The organism is Salegentibacter echinorum (assembly GCF_900129445.1).
GTDB classification, from domain to species: domain Bacteria; phylum Bacteroidota; class Bacteroidia; order Flavobacteriales; family Flavobacteriaceae; genus Salegentibacter; species Salegentibacter echinorum.
On sequence record NZ_FQVT01000003.1, the window covers coordinates 53,021 to 71,382 of the forward strand.

Here is an 18,362-nt window from a genome sequence, read left to right on the forward strand (position 1 = left end):
AATAATCGTATTTTTGTGTACAATTTCTTAAAAAATAATACAAAATATAGACTTATGAGTAAATATGATGTTGCAGTTATAGGATCTGGCCCCGGTGGATATGTGGCTGCCATACGCTGCGCGCAATTGGGAATGAAAACTGCAATCATAGAAAAATATTCAACTTTGGGAGGAACCTGTCTAAATGTGGGATGTATTCCCAGTAAGGCCTTATTAGATTCCTCTCACCATTATGAAGATGCTGTAAAACATTTTGAAGAACACGGTATTGAACTTCCGGGAGAGGTGAAAGTGAACCTGGAGAAAATGATGGAAAGAAAATCTTCAGTAGTAAGTCAAACTTGCGATGGCGTTAAATTTTTAATGGACAAAAATAAGATTGATGTTTTAGAAGGAGTAGGTTCATTTAAAGATAAAACCCATATTAATATTAAGAACAGTGATGGGGAAACTGAAACCATCGAGGCCAAAAAAAGTATTATAGCGACAGGTTCTAAACCTGCAAACCTTCCGTTTATCGATCTCGATAAAGAAAGAATCATCACATCTACAGAAGCTTTAAAATTAAAGGAAATCCCCAAACATATGATCGTGATTGGCGGTGGGGTGATTGGTCTTGAGCTTGGTCAGGTTTACCGTCGTTTAGGTGCCGAGGTGTCTGTGATAGAATTTATGGATAGAATTATTCCAACGATGGATAGTGCCCTGTCTAAAGAATTACGTAAGGTTTTAAAGAAGCAAGGTGTTAAGTTTTATACCAAAACCAAGGTGAAATCTGTATCCCGCGAGGGCGATGAGATTATCGTAAAAGCAGATGATAAAAAGGATAAAGAAGTCGAGTTTAAAGGAGATTACTGCCTGGTTTCAGTAGGACGCAAACCTTTTACAGATGGTTTAAATGCCGATGCCGCCGGGGTTAAAGTAGATGATAAAGGGAGAATTGAAGTTAATGAGCAGCTGCAAACCAGTGTTGATAATATTTATGCCATTGGCGATGTGGTAAAAGGCGCAATGTTAGCACATAAGGCCGAAGAAGAAGGAAGCTTTGTTGCTGAAATTATGGCTGGACAAAAACCGCATATTAATTATAACTTAATTCCGAGCGTAGTTTATACCTGGCCGGAAGTTGCCGGAGTTGGTAAAACTGAAGAGCAACTTAAGGAAGAAGGCGTGAAATATAAAGAAGGGAAATTCCCAATGCGTGCCCTGGGTCGTTCAAGAGCCAGTGGTGATATAGATGGAATGGTGAAAATCCTTGCCGATGAAGAAACCGATGAGATTTTAGGCGTTCACATGATTGGAGCCAGAACTGCCGATCTTATTGCAGAAGCAGTAACTGCTATGGAGTTTAGAGCTTCTGCCGAAGATATCGCAAGAATAAGCCACGCACACCCAACTTATGCCGAAGCCGTTAAAGAAGCTGCTCTAGCCGCAACCGATAATAGAGCGCTTCACGTTTAAGTATTTTAAAGTAAGTTGAAGCCACAGTAAAAACTGGAAAAATAGAAAGGCTGTCTTAAAAGTTTACATTTTACTTTTAAGACAGCCTTTTTAGCTAAGAATTTTCGTAAAATTTTAGGTGTTTATAGTGATGGTATAAGTTGCTGTGAAATCTTTATTGCTTTCTAATTTTTCTATACCTTCCTTGGTTTTAAACTCCTTATTGGTATCTGCCAGATCGGCGATGCCCAACCAGGGTTCAATGCAAACGTAAGGCGCGCCTGGTTTTGCCCAAATCCCTAAATTTTTAAAATCGGAATATTCCACATTTAAAATTTCACCGGAATTTTGACTTTTTAAACTCACTTTTTTAGCCTGAATATTCTTAAAAATAAGTGCATCATTGTCAAATAGGTTTTTATGAAGTCTTATTTTGTCCTCGTTATCTAAAATTCCTTCTGTATTAGCACTTACCAAACCGTTTTGATCTAACAGGTGGGTGCTAAGGTCTAATTTTTGGTCAAACTCCAGGTAGTAATCTTCGTAAGCTTCGTTGTTACTAATTGGTGCATTAAAAGCCGGGTGACCTCCCAACGAGAAATAAAGTGCTTTATCGTCTATATTAATCACCTTGTGCGCTACCTCTAGTTTATCCTGGTTTAAGGTATATGAAATTTGAAACTTGAATTTAAAAGGATAGATTTTTAAAGTTTCTTCGGAAAATTCCAATTCAAAAACCAGTTTATGATCTGTTTTTTCTTTTAGCTTAATATTTTCATTATGTCTCACAAAGCCGTGTTTTGGCATCTGGTACGTTTTACCCTCGTAGGTAAACTCTCCATCCTTTAACAACCCAATGACCGGAAACAAATTTGGCGCCCGTCCTGTCCAAAATTCAGAATTTCCCTGCCATAAATGTTCAATTCCTGTGTTTAAATTTTTAAGGCTGGATAATTCGGCCCCAGTAGGTTTTACTGCGATACTTAAAATGTCATTATTTATTTTATGCATGCTTATAATTATTTTTTCTTTCTCCGGTTGGCGTTCTTATCGCCCCGGGTTTTTGGCTTTTTGTATTTTTTGGCGATTTCGCGTTTATAGGAACCGCCTAAATTCACTTTTTTGTTTTTGTCTTTCTTTTCGTGAAAAGCAGGTCCCGGCGCATCCATATCTTTATTTTTAGACGGATTATTGATTTCAAAAACCCTGGGCTTTTCTTCGGGAATTAATTCAGAACTTACTGTTACTTCTTTGGGTAAGTCGACCTGTGGCACCGGCATTTTCATTAATGCTTCAATCTTCTGCAAGCTTTCTTTTTCAGCCTCTGTAGTCAATAGAATTGAATTTCCCTGTTTTTCTGCCCGGCCGGTCCTTCCAATGCGGTGCATATAATTTTCAGGATATTTTGGGGTGTCAAAATTAATCACGTGGCTTACAGATTCGATATCCAGGCCTCGTGCCATGACATCTGTTGCTACCAAAATTCTACAAAAACCACTGCCAAACTGCTTTATACTCCTTAAGCGGTAATTTTGGGTTTTGTTAGAATGAATTACCGTACATTCGTCTTGAAAATATTCCTCTAATTCAGCATAAAGCTTGTCGGCCATACGCTTGTAAGCAACAAAGATGAGTACTTTGCTAAAACGCTCCTTATCTTTAAGAAGGTATTTTAAAAAATTTACTTTGGTGTAAAAATTTGGAATACGGTAACCGGTTTGTTTAATATTATCCAGCGGAGTTCCACTTGCCGCTACCGAAATAGTTGTGGGGCTTTTAAAATTACTTTCAATCAATTTCTCCACATTTTCGGTAATAGTGGCCGAAAACATAATATTTTGTCGGTTGTTTGGTAGTAATTCGAGAATATTATTAATCTGAAATTTAAATCCCAGGTCCAGCATAACATCTACCTCATCGATTACTAGTTTTTGGATAGATTTAAGCTGAATCGCCCTTCTAAGCACAAGATCGTAAAGACGGCCCGGTGTGGCAACTAAAATATCCTGTCCCTGTAACAAAGCCTGGTGCTGCGTGTTGATATTTACCCCGCCATAGATACCAGAAATGCGAACATTCATATAAGCGGTTAACTTCTCGATCTCTTCCACCACTTGAACTACCAATTCCCGTGTAGGCACCAGGACCAAAACACGCGGATTTTTTTGTTTAGAATACTTAAGCATTCTAAGAATAGGCAACATATAGGCAAAAGTTTTTCCCGTTCCTGTTTGTGCGATTCCCACCATATCCTTACCAGACATTATAGTAGAAAATGATTGTTCCTGGATAGGAGTGGGGCTGGTAATCGCGATATCCTCCAACGCATTTCGCAAAGGAGTAGTAATATTTAAGTCTTGAAAAGTCACTAAATGTTTTTTTGAGCCTGTAAAGTTAGTGAAACTCTACTTTAAAATCGCTTTTCGCGGTTTTAAAGTAGTTAGTTGAACTAATCCCGACGCAGGAGGGATCTCAACCTATCCGCGATTTAAAGTAATTAGTTGAACCTGACCGCTCAATTAGTGACCTGGAGTAGGAGGCTTAATCCCGATATACGCAGGTACAAACTACATACATTTTTTTAATCTATTTATATTCCAGATTCCTTGTGTGCTGTTTATTTTGGACTTCAGCCTCATGCTGCTTCCAATTATTTCTATATTTTTGAAAGAAACGATTCTAAATGAAAAAGATTCTAGCCTTTGCCGGCTCCAACAGTAGTAAATCTATAAATTTCAAACTTTTAAATTATGTTGCTAATCGCATTAGCGGGCATGAAGTTAAAATACAACAGTTTCAGCAATATGAGTTGCCTATCTACAGCGCCGATTGGGAAATTGAAAAAGGAATTCCGGTAAATGTAAAGATTATTCATAGTATTATTAAAGATCACGATGCTATAGTGCTGGCGGTGAATGAGCATAACGGTAATGTTTCAGCTTATTTTAAAAACCTACTCGATTGGTTATCCAGGTTAGATCGTAAGTTTCTGGATAGAAAAAAGATTTTACTAATTAGTACATCCCCCGGAAAACGGGGAGCGGCTTCGGCGTTGGAATATACCAAAAACGTACTGCATAGATTTGGCGGGCAGGTGATAGAAAGTTTCAGTTTACCGTTATTTAATGATAATTTTAAAGATGGAAAAGTACAAGATGAAATATTAGCCCTGGGAATTGATGACGTTTTAACTACTTTTTCGCACGAACTGGATCAAATTGAAGCAAATGAATCCTAAATTAATGGCATTAGTTTCTTATGCTACGGGATAGATAAAATCTGGTCTTAGAAAAACAATGTGGTTAATTACTCGAACTCCCCAAGTAATTGGCTTTTTTAACTTCTGGAGTAAATTCCTCATTGGTCCGGCCTATATTTTTTAAATCTGCTGCAGTTTTACCGGCAACCTCCATATCTTCCCAACTTCAATTCACCCGTGAAAAACGAGAAAAAAGGATTAAAGGAGTTTACTTGATAACCGAAATTTATCGCGAAACGTATCTGGAGCACCGAGACTTGCCTCGAAATTAAATTATTACTCATTTATAATACCTCATGGGCTTACCCCGGGGTAGTTTGTTGGTTTGGTAAAACCATAACCGGGTTTAGCAATGCAAAAAAGAATAAATCATTTTAGAAAGTTTAAAGATAAATTCTGTTCTAAAATTAAATAGGATAATACTGATCTTTTTCTTAGAAAATCAAACAAAATACAGAAGCTTTAAAATAGTGGCTACATTAAATTGTTTTTATCTTTGCTTACCAAATTCACAATCGAGTGCGTACTACTAAAACCTTTATTTTAGAGAATCCGTTATTATTCAAGCAGCAATTACTGGAATGGAGCTTACAGTTTGAAGAGATTGCCTGGTTGGATAGCAATAATCACGCAGAAAACTATGGTGAATTTGATGCGGTTATGGCAGCAGGAGCTTTTACTGCTTTAAAAACTGATGCTGTGCAAGGCTTCGATAAACTCAGGGAATATCAGGAGACCACAAAAGACTGGATTTTTGGTTATTTATCTTATGACTTAAAAAATGACGTGGAGCAACTGACTTCCAAAAATTTTGATGGTCTCGATTTTCCAGATCTTTATTTTTTTCAACCTCAAAAGTTATTTCTGCTGAAGGGGAACCAGTTAGAAATGCAGTATTTGCGAATGGTAGATGATGAAATTGAAGAAGATTTTACTAAAATATGTTCTCCGAGCTCGCAAAAGGAGAGTAGCGAGAGTATCAATGAATGTGAAAACGATAATAAGAAAGTCGATAACCAAAACCCGATATCTGATAACTCACAACAGACAACTAATAACCGCAGATCTTCAACCGGCAACCTGCAAACAAGCATGAATTCTCGAATTTCAAAAAAAACCTACCTTAAAAAGGTGGAGACAATGCTTTCACATATTCAACGCGGCGATATTTATGAAGCTAATTTTTGTCAGGAGTTTTTTGCTGAAAACAGGGAAATTGAACCTGTTTCAGTTTTTAGGGAACTTAATGACATTTCAAGTCCGCCCTTCGCCACTTTTTTAAAATTAGAAGAACATTATTTACTCTCTGCTTCTCCAGAGCGGTATTTAAAAAAGTTTGGAGAGAACTTAATTTCCCAACCTATTAAAGGTACTGCCAGGCGTGCCGATAATGCTTCTGAAGACCGGGAACTCGCTCAAAAGCTTTCTAAAGACCCTAAGGAACAATCGGAGAACGTGATGATTGTAGATTTGGTGCGAAATGACCTTTCAAAGATTGCAGCGAAGGGCAGTGTGCGGGTGGAAGAATTGTGTAAAGTTTATACCTTTAAACAAGTACATCAAATGGTCTCGACGATTTCAGCAAAAATAGCCGAGGGAATTCCGCCGGTAGAAGCATTACGGGTTACATTCCCAATGGGGAGTATGACCGGAGCCCCAAAAGTTTCAGCAATGAAAATTATTGAAGATCTGGAGGAAACAAAACGCGGACTTTATAGCGGGGCTGTGGGATATTTCACTCCTTCTGGTGATTTCGATTTTAATGTTGTAATACGCAGTATTCTTTATAATGCTGTGAAAAAATATGTGTCTTTCTCTGTAGGAGGTGCGATTACCGCTGCTTCGGTGCCAGAGAAAGAATATGAGGAATGCCTGATAAAAGCTGCCGCTATGCAACGGGTTTTGAATTAAAAAGCCCATCTCCAACCCTTTCCAAAGGGAAGGGAAAAAACGCGAATATATCAATGTTTGCTATTTACTGGAAAGGATTTAGGTAAGGCTTATTTTGTATATTTGATTTTATGGAAAAAGCCTTTAAAAACCTGCTGAAATCAAAGCTTGCATATCTTACCAACCACAAATTATTATTGGCGGTAAGTGGTGGTGTAGATAGCGTAGTGCTTACCTATTTATGTCACGCAGCAAAATTGGATTTTAGTATTGCGCATTGTAATTTTCATCTTAGAGAAGGAGCTTGTGATGAAGATGAGACTTTTGTGAAAAATTTGGCTGAAAAATTAAATGTAGATTTTTATGTAGAGCAATTCAATACCAATAAATATGCAGAAGAGCAGGGGGTATCTACCCAAATGGCTGCTCGTGATTTGCGTTATAATTGGTTTAATGAATTAAGATTTCGCAATCAGTTTGAGTATATCCTTACCGCACATCACGCCAATGACGATTTAGAAACTTTTTTCATTAATTTAATTCGAGGTACCGGTTTAGAAGGCCTTAGCGGCATAAAAGAAGTGAATAATGCTATAGTTAGACCTTTACTTGGTTTTTCCAGGAGCCGGATAGAGGTCTATGCCGAAGCAAATAACATTGAGTGGCGGGAAGACTATACCAATGCAGAAACCAAATATATTCGGAATAAAATAAGGCATCATCTTGTACCAATGCTCGAGGAAATGAATCCCAAATTTTTGGAGAGTTTTTTAAAAACCCAGTCTCATCTAAGAGAAAATGAGGCTTTGGTGGAAGATTATTTAAGTTTATTGTATCCTAAAATAATAAGTAAATCGGCTTATGGTTATAATTTGGATATAAATTATCTTAAAAAGATTCCAAATACACCGGCAGTGCTCTATCAATTGCTCAAAACTTTTGATTTTACCGAGTGGGATGATGTGTATAACTTGTTAAATGCACAACCTGGTAAAGTGCTTTTCTCTAAAACCCATCGTTTGGTAAAAGATAGAGAATACCTTATTCTTACAGAACGGAACCAGATAGAAGATAAGGTTTATAAAATCACAAAAAATGATGAATTCGCTATGTTGCCAATGGGAACTTTTTCTTTTAATAAAGTTGAAGAGATCGTAGAAAAAAATAAAAATTGCATTTATGTAAACCCCGATAAATTAAATTATCCATTAACGGTAAGAAAATGGCAAAATGGTGATTACTTTTATCCTTTTGGTATGAAAGGTAAAAAGAAGATAAGTGATTACTTTAAAGATAAAAAGCTATCCTTACCGGAAAAAGAAAATACCTGGCTACTCTGCTCTGGGAATGAAATTGTTTGGGTTATAAATATGCGGGCAGACAGGCGTTTCGCTATTACTTCTCCCCGGCAGGAAATAGTGAAAATCACGTGTAACCCATAAAGTTGTAGCCATTTTTCTATCGCTTTTTTGTGGAACATACCGGGGTAGAAGATTTTGATCGATAATCTATTCGTCTCGAAATTAAAATAATATTTCTGTCTCATACATATCCCTCCAACTCGTTCCGGAATAGTTTTTTTAGAAAAACTTGAATATCTAAGCAGCTTAAGGTTTTCCTAAATTAGAAAATCCGCGGAAAATTTAATTTTTCTTTAGGTTTATCGGTGTAATTTCTATCTTTAGGCACTTTAAAAGTATGCAATACTATGAAATTACTTCAATTATCCCTCCTGGTCTTTTTTCTGAACTTTCTTCCATTTTCATCGATAAGTCAAGAGAAATATAATGTAAAAGAAAATTATAATAAGATGGAGGTAGATATTCCAATGCGGGATGGCACCTTGCTTCATACCACCATTTATAGTCCCAAAGATACCTCGCAGGAATATCCAATTATTATGCAGCGAACGCCATATAGTTCCAGGCCTTACGGGAAAGATCAATTTAGGTCTAGAATTGGCCCCAATAAATATTTGATGCAAGAAGGAAATATTATCGTGTATCAGGATGTTCGCGGGCGTTGGATGAGCGAAGGGAGTTACGATAATATGCGTGCCATTATTCCGAAGAAAACTAAAAAAGAGTTCGATGAATCTACCGATACTTATGATACCATAGAATGGCTTGTCAATAATGTAGAAAACAATAACGGAAGGGTAGGCACCTGGGGGATTTCATACCCCGGGCATTATAGCGTGGTTTCCCTGGTAGATTCCCACCCCGCTCTAAAAGCGGCATCTCCACAAGCCGGAATTGGTGATTTCTTTTTCGACGATTTTCATCATAACGGGGCTTATTTGCTTAGCTACTGGCGTGCGACCGCACTTTTTGGTTACGAAAAAGACGGCCCAACTACCAAAGCCTGGTATGATTTACCAGATTTGGGCACACAAGATCAATATCAATTCTTTTTGGATATTGGACCTTTAACTAATTTAGATAAATATTACGGTGAGGATAATATTTTCTGGCAGCAGTTAAAAGACCATCCCAATTATGATGAATTTTGGCAGAGCAGGGATATTATACAACATTTAAACGATGTAAAACCGGCAGTAATGGTTGTGGGCGGATTATTTGATGCTGAAGATTTATACGGCCCATTCAATACTTATAAAAAGATTGAAAAAACCAGTGATAATTTTAATATGATGGTTTTTGGCCCCTGGAGCCACGGCGATTGGGCAAGACAATCTAAGAGACAGGCTGTGGGTAATGTATATTTTGGCAATGATATTTCCAAACATTATCAAAAAGATATTGAAACGAAATTTTTTAATCACTTTTTAAAAGGTGATGGCAGCAAAGATGTAGATCTGCCCGAAGCTTATGTTTATGATACCGGGGCAAGAAAATGGAATGCTTATGCCCAGTGGCCTCCAAAAAATGTCCAGGCTAAGGTTTTTTATCTAGGCGATGAACAAAAACTGACTAACGAGCCCGATGATAATAAAGAAAGCTTTGTTAGTGATCCCAAGAAACCGGTTTCTTACAACAATGAAATTAAAGCAGTTTTTACACCCAGGGAATACATGACCGGAGATCAACGTTTTGCTGGCAGAAGACCAGATGTGCTAACTTTTGAAACCGATGTTTTGGAAGAAGATATGAAATTGGCAGGTGAGATAGAGGCCCGTTTACAGGTAGCGACCACGGGTAGCGCTGCAGACTGGATTGTAAAGGTAATAGATGTTTATCCAGCAGATGCCGAGGATTATGAAGAAACCATGGAACATTTAGATATGGATAATTATCATATGATGGTGCGAAGTGAGGTAATGCGCGGCAGATTTAGAAATAGCTTTGAGCAACCCGAGCCTTTTGAACCCAATAAGAAAACTGCCGTGAATATCACACTGCAGGATATTAACCATACTTTTAAAAAAGGTCATAAATTGCAAATACAGGTGCAAAGTACCTGGTTTCCGCTTATCGATTTGAATCCGCAAACTTATGTGCCCAATATTTTTAAAGCTGAAGAAGATGATTTTCAAAAACAAACCCACAGTGTTTATGGAGATTCGGCTATAGAATTTTCAGTTTTAAAAGAGTAGCATATAAAATTAAGGTTCATAAAATATTGGAACTGCGAAAAACTGCAAAGAAAAAAATAAAAGATTTTAAAATTAAGCAGTTTCATGAGGTGATTCTTGTGCGTGGAACCTTACCTTTGAGCATTCTGGAAGAAAAAGTTAATGACTGGATTGTCGAAAAAACAACTAAAGAATATATTTTGGATAAAACAGAAGAAAAAGCGCTAAAAGTTATCACTTTAAATAATGAAGCTGGTAATTCGTTGGAAATTTTGAATTTTGGAGCGGCTATTTTAGGCTTTAAGATGAATGATAAAAGAGGAGAAGAGGTAAATGTAATTGTCTCCCCGCATTCAAAAGAATATTTAAGCCCGGTTTACAAAGAGCACAATAAGTGTTTTGGCGCTTCGGTGGGACGTTATGCAGGTAGAATAGCTAACGGCACTTTTACATTGGATGATAAGGAATATAAACTTAGTACAAAAAACGGTGTTCACCTGCACGGTGGAGAATCTGGTTTTCAATATAAGTTTTGGGAAGTTGGCGAAGAGAAATCGGCACCTAACCCATCGGTAAAGCTTAGCTATACCAGTGAAGATGGTGAAGAGAATTATCCCGGTAAGCTTGAGGTAAGTGTACTATATACCCTAACCGAGAATAATGAGATCCTCATTGAATATTCAGCAAAAACCGATAAGAAAACAGTGGTGAATATCACTAATCACGCTTATTTCAACTTAAATGGAAAAGGTAGTGTTAGCGATCATTTTCTACAAATTGAAGCTGAAAAAATACTGGAAGTAAATGAAGAGCTACTGCCTTCTGGAAATTTGACCAAATTGAAAAAACATCCTAAGAATTTTAATGAAAGTAAGCTCATTGGTAATAGAAGCCTTGATGATGCATTTGTGCTTAGATCTGGTAAAGATGAGGTTGCTGCAAGGCTATTCTCACCATTAACAGGTATTAAGTTGGAAGTAGAAAGCAATCAACCTGCGCTTATTGCTTACGCACCAGAAGATCTTCCCGAAGATTTAAATTACCGTACAGAAATCGCAGATGAATATCCATCTATTTGTTTAGAAGCACAAAACTTTCCAAATGCACCCAATTTTAGAAATTTTCCTGTTGCATTATTAAAACCGGGAGAGGAGTACTATAATAGAATAAACTACCGATTTTCGGTCTCAAAATAATACTAGTAAAAAGAACTTTTTAGAAATTTAATTTTAAATTAGCGAAACTTTGCTAATATCAACTATTAGGTTTTGAAACTTAAAGTCACACCCTACGCTTTTCGCGTTTTTTAATAGCTTATTTTATGGAATTTGGATTATTAGATCAAATTATTTTTGCGGCATATGCTCTGTTAATCGTGGGCATTGGTTTGTATGTATCTAGGGGGAAAGGAGATTCTTCTGAAGGATACTTTTTAGCAGATAAAAGTTTACCCTGGTGGGCCATTGGAGCCTCTTTAATTGCAGCAAATATCTCTGCAGAACAGTTTATTGGCATGTCTGGCTCTGGCTTTGCTATAGGTCTCGCCATTGCTTCCTATGAATGGATGGCGGCAATTACCCTACTTCTTGTAGGGAAGTTTTTCCTGCCTATTTTTATTAATAAAGGTCTATACACAATTCCCGAGTTTATTGAGGTGCGATACGGTTCGAACTTAAAAACAATTCTGGCCGTCTTCTGGATTTGTCTTTTTGTGTTTGTAAATCTCACATCTGTGTTATATCTGGGTGCTACAGCCTTAGATACCATTATGGGGGCCGGTGATGGATCTTTCTTTATTTATGCCATTATAGGCCTCGCCTTTTTTGCCGCAGCTTATTCGCTATACGGAGGGCTTTCGGCTGTAGCCTGGACCGATGTTGTGCAAGTAGTCTTGCTCATTATTGGTGGGCTTATTACCACATTTATTGCCCTTTCACACGTGACAGAAGATGGCGGGGTAATCTCTGGAATGGTCGCTGTATATGAAGAAGTTCCCGAGAAATTCTCTATGATTCTCGATAAAGGAGAAATTATTACCCCAAATGGCAAAGATGCCTGGTGGGATTTACCCGGTCTTGCAGTATTAATTGGTGGTCTATGGGTAGCTAACCTTTACTATTGGGGCTTTAATCAATATATCATTCAGCGTACTTTAGCGGCAAAGAGCCTTAGGGAATCACAAAAAGGAATTATCCTAGCCGGATTTTTAAAATTAATTGTTCCATTAATTGTAGTTATTCCCGGTATCATCGCTTTTGTGATGAATACTGGGCCAGATGGTACAATTTCTCAATCTTTTACCGATGCTTCCTTCTTTAGTGGTAATGGTAATATCATTAATGATAATGCAGCACCCTGGCTTATTCAGGAGTTTGTTCCTGCCGGTTTAAAAGGTTTGGTGCTTGCAGCCTTGGCGGCGGCGATTGTGTCTTCTGTCGCTTCTATGCTTAATTCTACAGCCACAATATTCACTATGGATATTTATAAACCATACTTTGGCAAAGCTTCTTCAGAAAAGAAATTAGTAACTGTAGGAAGACTTTCTGCAACCATAGCACTGGTTATTGCAGTTATATTGGCACCTCAATTAAATAATTTAGGGCAGGTTTTTCAATATATTCAAGAATACACCGGGGTAGTTAGTCCGGGGATATTAGCTGTATTTATGCTAGGTTTATTCTGGAAGAAGACAACAAATAAAGCGGCAATCTATGGGGTGCTGGCTTCTATTCCTATCGCACTTTTCTTTAAAATAGGTCCTAATGGCTGGATTGATAACCCTATTTTTGTAACGCTTCCATTTATGCATCAAATGATGTACACCTGGATCCTTACTATGCTCTTGATGATAAGCATTAGTTTGGCAGAAAATAAAGGACGTGATCACGAGAAAGGAATTGAGCTTAGCAGTAAACTATTTAAAACAGGACCGGCATTTAATATTGGTGCCTTTGCAATTCTTTTAATTGTTACTATGCTTTATGCGATGTTCTGGTAAATGATATTGACTTATTAGTTTAGAAAAGTCCGGTTTTGCCGGACTTTTTTATTACTGAAAATTGGCGTTGTTAATGACTGGCGGTTTATACCAATTTAACCATATAATGACGCATTCAAACTCGTTCATTTTTTGCTCTATTTTCCCTGCCTGCCGGCAGGCAGGTTGCTCATAATTTCCATAGCTATGCTTCGACTAAGCTAAGCACAGGCTTAATGCTAAACCATTTCCAGCGTCATAGAACAAAAAACAGCTTCGCCTTCTGTGCGACATTACAAATGTTAAATTGATATTATAAAAATAAAAACGCCGTTTTTGCTGTAATGGAACCAGGTTAATCGTAGAAAAGTCGCCACGAATTCACAAATATTCTTTATTATTTCTGAATACTTAATTTTTCAACTTGAATATTTAAGATTTAGAAAACGCCGAATTTACTTGATTCTCAAAAAAGACTTAGTTGAGAAATTTTATTTCTGAAAAAAATAAAGTTTTTCAGTTAATTGCAGTTTAGTCTTTTCTCTTTTTTCTTACAGCGAGAGCGATCTTGGTTCTTTAACCGAAAAATAGTGATAAAAATAAAAAGGTCTTCTGAATTAATCAAAAGACCTTTTATAATCTAATCTGTAAATTACAAGAGCTATACTACTATCCACATTTGGAAGAGCCGCAATCCTGGCAGGTTAAGCAACCTTCCTGATAGATAAGATTAGATGAGTTACAATTGCTACATTTTTGTTTTGGCGCCTTGGTGCCATCGGCGATAAAGCGTTTCAATGCTCGCGCCACCCCATTTTTCCAGGTGTTGATAGATTCACTGTCCAACTGCAGGCTATTAATAAGATCTACGACCTTATCTATAGACATTCCGTGGCGCAGCGTACTGGAAATTAATTTCGCATAGTTCCAATATTCGGGATTAAATTTATGCGATAAACCTTCTATAGTAGTTTTATAACCACGTTTATTCACGTATTGAAAATCATAACGGGAAGTTCCATCTTCATTACGGTTTTTAATAATATAACCATTGGTCACCCAACGCGGGATTAAAATTCCGTCTTCATCATCGGCAAAACCAGTAAAGATTTCATAAGGTTTGTCGTCAATAAGCCCTATAAATGCAATCCACTTATCCTTATTGTTTTGAAACCTTACCACATCTGCATTTAAAGTTTGCGGTCGGGTAGTGGGGAACGGGGAGTTGCTCTCACCATCTTCGCTCTCTTTTTTCTCCTCATTAGAGATTAAAACCCCAGAGCGTGAACCGTCGCGATAAACGGTTACCCCTTTACAGCCAGCCTGCCAGGCTTCTAAATATAGTTTACCTACCAGGTCTTCACTAACATCGTTTGGAAGGTTAATTGTAACACTAATGGAGTGATCTACCCATTTCTGCACCGCTCCCTGCATCTTCACTTTGCTTAACCAATCTACATCATTGGAAGTCGCTTTGTAATAAGGTGAAGCTTTAATAAGCTCATCTAATTCGGTTTGGGTATAATCGTCTGTAATTTCGTGACCATTTACTTTCATCCATTCTTTAAAGCGATGATGAAAAACTACATATTCTTCCCAGGAATCCCCAACTTCATCTACAAAGTCAACTCGGGAATCTTTATCATTGGGATTAACTTTTCTTCTTCTTTTATAAACCGGAAGAAAAACTGGCTCAATCCCAGAAGTTGTTTGGGTCATTAAACTGGTAGTGCCGGTTGGTGCAATGGTGAGCAAAGCGATATTACGACGGCCGTATTCCAGCATATCATAATAGAGTTTTTCATCGGCTTCTTTTAACCTAAGAATAAACGGATTTTCCTTTTCACGCTCGGCATCAAAAATACCGAAAGCGCCTCTGTCTTTGGCGGCATAAACTGAAGCTCTATAAGCTTCAAGAGCGATGGTTTTATGAATTTTTACTGAAAAATCCACGCCTTCATCACTTCCGTATTGAATACCCAGGCCGGCAAGCATGTCGCCTTCTGCAGTAATACCAATTCCGGTTCTACGTCCTTCTTTTGCTTTTGTTTGAATATTTTTCCAAAGATTATATTCTACGCTTTTAATTTCACCGCCTTCAGGATCGGCGTCAATTTTCTCGAGAATAGCGTCAATTTTTTCCAGCTCCAGGTCAATGATATCGTCCATGATACGCTGCGCTGCGGCAACGTGTTTTTTAAACAATTCAAAATTAAAGGAAGCTTTTTCGGTAAATGGATCTTCTACGTAAGAAAATAAATTAATAGCCAGTAACCTACAGGAATCGTATGGGCAAAGAGGAATTTCCCCACAAGGATTAGTAGAAACTGTTTTATAACCAAGGTCTGCATAGCAATCTGGCACCGATTCGTTAATTACCGTGTCCCAGAATAAAATACCGGGCTCTGCAGATTTCCACGCATTGTGAACAATCTTTTTCCAAACTTTTTCAGCTTCAATTTCTCGTGTCTTCTTAGGATTTTCGCTAAAAATAGGATACTTCTGGGTGTATTTTTTATTGTCTTTCACCGCTCGCATAAACTCATCGTCTATACGCACAGAAACATTGGCGCCGGTAACTTTACCCTGCTCCATTTTTGCATCTATAAAATCTTCAGAATCGGGGTGGTTTATAGAAACGGAGAGCATTAGGGCGCCACGGCGACCGTCTTGTGCTACCTCGCGGGTAGAATTGGAGTAACGCTCCATAAAAGGCACAATTCCCGTAGAGGTAAGCGCCGAGTTTTTTACTGCGGAACCTTTTGGGCGTATGTGGGAAAGATCGTGCCCTACACCACCACGACGTTTCATAAGCTGCACCTGTTCCTGGTCTATTTTCATTATTCCACCATAGGAATCTGAATCCCCGTCGTTACCAATTACAAAACAGTTGGAAAGCGAGGCAATTTGGTAAGGATTACCAATACCGGCCATTGGGCTACCCTGAGGAACGATGTATTTAAAGTCTTTTATAAGATCAAAAACTTCATCTTCGCTCATAGGGTTGGGGTAGCGTTGTTCAACACGGGCAATTTCTTTAGCAATTCGTTTGTGCATGTCGTTTGGCGTAAGCTCATAAATACTCCCCTGGGAATCTTTAAGAGCATATTTGTTTACCCAAACCCGTGCGGCTAGATCGTCTCCTTTAAAATAGTCCAGAGAAGCCTTAAATGCTTCTTCCTGGCTGTAGGTTTTAGGAGCGGCGGTAGTAGTATTCACACCCATTGTAATTTTGATTTTAGGATTATTATTTCTTAATAAGGAGTGTAAATATAGACAAAGAAACACAGGAAAATAAAATTATGTTGAAAAAAGTTATCAAGAAAATAGTGTTAATATATTGTAAATCAATAGAGTACGTATTTATCAACACTTAAAAGTTAACAAATTTTGAAAAAACATTGGGAAAGGCTTGTGTAGTAGTAAGCTGCTGATTTCAAGTAAAAAAAGAGGCCGATTGAATGAACAATCGGCCCGCTTTTGAATTAACACCTATGAAAATTCAAAATAAAAACTATTTAGTTATAGACCAAATTGAAAACCCGTTTGCAGGGGCTTCAAGTTTTACCATTCCGTTTTCATTGGAGGTAGGGTTGTATGTTGTGTTACCGCTGTAATCATTTAAGGTAACATTATTCCAATTTGTTTGAACCTGGCGGCGTTTTGTCGTTCCGCTGGTGCTAATATATAGAATTAATCCGGGGTTTTCTGCATTGCCTTTTCTTTTCATGATATATTCATCTTCATCAACATGTAAAACTTCTACTTCGCCCGTGGCTAAACTATTATGAATCTCGATCAATCGCTTTAATTTTCTTTGAAAAGCGTCGTTTTCGTAATCTGAATAAAAAATTGTAGGATAACCGTCATGCGTTAAAATGTATGCATAAGCCTTCATTTTATTTGCACTGGCTATACGGTTGTCTTCATTTTCATCTTTTTCTGTATCATGATTGGCTACAAAAGTTACCGCTTGCCCCGGATGGCTCTTTCTAAGCATCTTTCCATCCAGGTAATTTAGATCATCAAAACGGTCAAAAGCTTCTTCCATTTTGTAGAAAGCCGCAAAATCGAAGGCCGATACTCCTGCTTCTTCTACCCATTTAACCAGTACATCTGCATTGCCATCATAATTTTCGCCAACGGCAAATCCGCCAACTTCGTCCATCCATTCTTTTATTACCCAGGGTTCAAATCCTTTTACGTAATCGAAACGCCAGCCATCAAAACCCATTTCGTTTTTATAATATTTTGCCACGGAATTTTCTTTTTTCCATAACCAGTTTTGAACGCGTTCCCGGTGGTGATCCAGGTTGGTCTCTGGGTAGAAAAGACTGTTATCATAATAGTTGTTTACGCTATTGGGATAGAAATCTTCATAAGTCCTGTTGAACATGCCGGAAGCATTTCCATGGGTTTCGTTGAATCGGGTATATTTCAGATTATACCGACGTAAATCCTGAATTTGGAACTTTTGAAGATTTTGAAGAGCTCGTAGAAACGACACACCAAAACGGTCTTATCTAATGAATTTTGTGACTAATCACGATGAGAATTCCTGGAACGGGACTGTTGCCGAGCGAATGGGAGAAGCTTCCGAAACTATGCTGGCTTTAACTTATACTTTACCCGGAGTTCCGTTAATTTATAGCGGTCAGGAATATGATATGAACAAAAGATTGCGATTTTTTGAGAAAGACACAATTCCGAAGAAAAAAGCAAAAGTGTGGCCTGTTTTAGAAAAACTGGGAGCCTTAAAGAATTCCAGCAAAGCTCTGCACGGGGCAAAACAAGCCGCCGGTTATGAAAATATAAAAACTTCTGCTGAGGATAAAATCCTCGCTTTCAGAAGACATAAAGAAGGAGAAGAACTTGTCTATATCGCTAATATGAGTGAGGAGGCTGTATCATTCAACATAGAAAAAGAGGGTGCATTTAAGAATTATATGACCGGAGAAGAAATAGAAATTAAAGCTAATGAAAAAATGCAATTAAACCCCTGGCAATATCTTATTTTGGTTAACGAGCATGTGAAATAATCTCTTAAAAGCTTTAAAGTTCAGGATTAAGAGTGGTTTAAAATGACTTAAAGGCTTTAGATTTTAAAAATGCACCAATTGCTTGTTTTCTAAGCTTATATCGTTTAAAAAAATAATTAATGTAAATGCTAATTAGATAATAAATAAGCAAGAATAATCCTAAAATTCTAAAAGCAGCCTCATAGAAAAGGCTGCTTTTTTTAGTTATTAACCGAAAACGTT

General features: G+C 37.6%; 13 protein-coding genes. 9 read left to right on the plus strand and 4 right to left on the minus strand.

The features are described 5' to 3' along the window. The first annotated feature begins 54 nt into the window (after positions 1 to 54). Positions 55 to 1,461, plus strand: coding sequence for a dihydrolipoyl dehydrogenase (gene lpdA / locus BUA71_RS06295; protein ID WP_072877853.1), 1,407 nt, complete (start codon positions 55 to 57; stop codon positions 1,459 to 1,461). Between the two features lie 114 nt (positions 1,462 to 1,575). On the opposite strand, the gene BUA71_RS06300 is transcribed toward lpdA, so the two are convergent. Further along, complete coding sequence (locus BUA71_RS06300) at positions 1,576 to 2,451, minus strand: aldose 1-epimerase family protein (RefSeq protein WP_072877855.1); 876 nt, start codon at positions 2,449 to 2,451, stop codon at positions 1,576 to 1,578. Positions 2,452 to 2,459: 8 nt separating this feature from the next. Beyond that, a complete protein-coding gene (locus BUA71_RS06305; RefSeq protein WP_072877857.1) occupies positions 2,460 to 3,809 on the minus strand; it encodes a DEAD/DEAH box helicase in 1,350 nt (449 codons plus the stop codon). A 314-nt stretch (positions 3,810 to 4,123) separates the two neighbouring features. Between BUA71_RS06305 and BUA71_RS06310 the strand changes: the two genes are divergently transcribed. The 6 genes from BUA71_RS06310 to BUA71_RS06340 all read left to right on the plus strand — a co-directional run bounded on the left by BUA71_RS06310 (position 4,124) and on the right by BUA71_RS06340 (position 13,122). After that, positions 4,124 to 4,678, plus strand: a complete 555-nt coding sequence (locus BUA71_RS06310) for an NADPH-dependent FMN reductase (protein ID WP_072877859.1) — start codon at positions 4,124 to 4,126, stop codon at positions 4,676 to 4,678. A gap of 540 nt (positions 4,679 to 5,218) precedes the next feature. After that, entirely contained in the window at positions 5,219 to 6,610 is a 1,392-nt protein-coding gene (locus BUA71_RS06315; RefSeq protein WP_072877862.1) for an anthranilate synthase component I family protein, read from the plus strand. A 110-nt stretch (positions 6,611 to 6,720) separates the two neighbouring features. Next, positions 6,721 to 8,031 (plus strand): tRNA lysidine(34) synthetase TilS, encoded by a 1,311-nt coding sequence (gene tilS, locus BUA71_RS06320; RefSeq protein WP_072877864.1) that lies wholly within the window; start codon positions 6,721 to 6,723, stop codon positions 8,029 to 8,031. A 266-nt stretch (positions 8,032 to 8,297) separates the two neighbouring features. Further along, on the plus strand, positions 8,298 to 10,145 hold the full coding sequence (locus tag BUA71_RS06325; protein ID WP_072877865.1) for a CocE/NonD family hydrolase: 1,848 nt from the start codon (positions 8,298 to 8,300) through the stop codon (positions 10,143 to 10,145). Between the two features lie 8 nt (positions 10,146 to 10,153). After that, entirely contained in the window at positions 10,154 to 11,320 is a 1,167-nt protein-coding gene (locus BUA71_RS06335; RefSeq protein ID WP_262506745.1) for an aldose epimerase family protein, read from the plus strand. Between the two features lie 125 nt (positions 11,321 to 11,445). Then, on the plus strand, positions 11,446 to 13,122 hold the full coding sequence (locus tag BUA71_RS06340) for a sodium/sugar symporter (RefSeq protein WP_072877866.1): 1,677 nt from the start codon (positions 11,446 to 11,448) through the stop codon (positions 13,120 to 13,122). A 648-nt stretch (positions 13,123 to 13,770) separates the two neighbouring features. On the opposite strand, the gene BUA71_RS06345 is transcribed toward BUA71_RS06340, so the two are convergent. Continuing rightward, the gene (locus BUA71_RS06345) at positions 13,771 to 16,326 is read right to left on the minus strand and encodes an adenosylcobalamin-dependent ribonucleoside-diphosphate reductase (protein ID WP_072877868.1); all 2,556 of its coding nucleotides are present in this window, start codon (positions 16,324 to 16,326) and stop codon (positions 13,771 to 13,773) included. Between the two features lie 289 nt (positions 16,327 to 16,615). Then, the gene (locus tag BUA71_RS06350; protein ID WP_083572047.1) at positions 16,616 to 17,497 is read right to left on the minus strand and encodes an alpha-amylase domain-containing protein; all 882 of its coding nucleotides are present in this window, start codon (positions 17,495 to 17,497) and stop codon (positions 16,616 to 16,618) included. Positions 17,498 to 17,535: 38 nt separating this feature from the next. Here BUA71_RS06350 and BUA71_RS17980 point away from each other — a divergent pair, with 38 nt between their 5' ends. Next, a complete protein-coding gene (locus BUA71_RS17980) occupies positions 17,536 to 17,628 on the plus strand; it encodes an alpha-amylase family glycosyl hydrolase (protein WP_394333529.1) in 93 nt (30 codons plus the stop codon). Continuing rightward, positions 17,628 to 18,140 (plus strand): alpha-glucosidase C-terminal domain-containing protein, encoded by a 513-nt coding sequence (locus BUA71_RS06360; RefSeq protein WP_072877869.1) that lies wholly within the window; start codon positions 17,628 to 17,630, stop codon positions 18,138 to 18,140. The genes BUA71_RS17980 and BUA71_RS06360 overlap by 1 nt, the downstream gene beginning before the upstream one ends. The last annotated feature ends 222 nt before the right edge of the window (positions 18,141 to 18,362 follow it).

What these genes read in the sequence shown, in the direction of transcription:
- lpdA (WP_072877853.1), top strand. Translation starts at nt 55, where the DNA reads ATGAGTAAATATGATGTTGCAGTTATAGGATCTGGCCCCGGTGGATAT.
- BUA71_RS06345 (WP_072877868.1), bottom strand. Translation starts at nt 16,326, where the DNA reads ATGGGTGTGAATACTACTACCGCCGCTCCTAAAACCTACAGCCAGGAA.
- BUA71_RS06300 (WP_072877855.1), bottom strand. Translation starts at nt 2,451, where the DNA reads ATGCATAAAATAAATAATGACATTTTAAGTATCGCAGTAAAACCTACT.
- BUA71_RS06310 (WP_072877859.1), top strand. Translation starts at nt 4,124, where the DNA reads ATGAAAAAGATTCTAGCCTTTGCCGGCTCCAACAGTAGTAAATCTATA.
- BUA71_RS06340 (WP_072877866.1), top strand. Translation starts at nt 11,446, where the DNA reads ATGGAATTTGGATTATTAGATCAAATTATTTTTGCGGCATATGCTCTG.
- BUA71_RS06325 (WP_072877865.1), top strand. Translation starts at nt 8,298, where the DNA reads ATGAAATTACTTCAATTATCCCTCCTGGTCTTTTTTCTGAACTTTCTT.
- tilS (WP_072877864.1), top strand. Translation starts at nt 6,721, where the DNA reads ATGGAAAAAGCCTTTAAAAACCTGCTGAAATCAAAGCTTGCATATCTT.
- BUA71_RS06360 (WP_072877869.1), top strand. Translation starts at nt 17,628, where the DNA reads ATGAATTTTGTGACTAATCACGATGAGAATTCCTGGAACGGGACTGTT.
- BUA71_RS06350 (WP_083572047.1), bottom strand. Translation starts at nt 17,497, where the DNA reads ATGTTCAACAGGACTTATGAAGATTTCTATCCCAATAGCGTAAACAAC.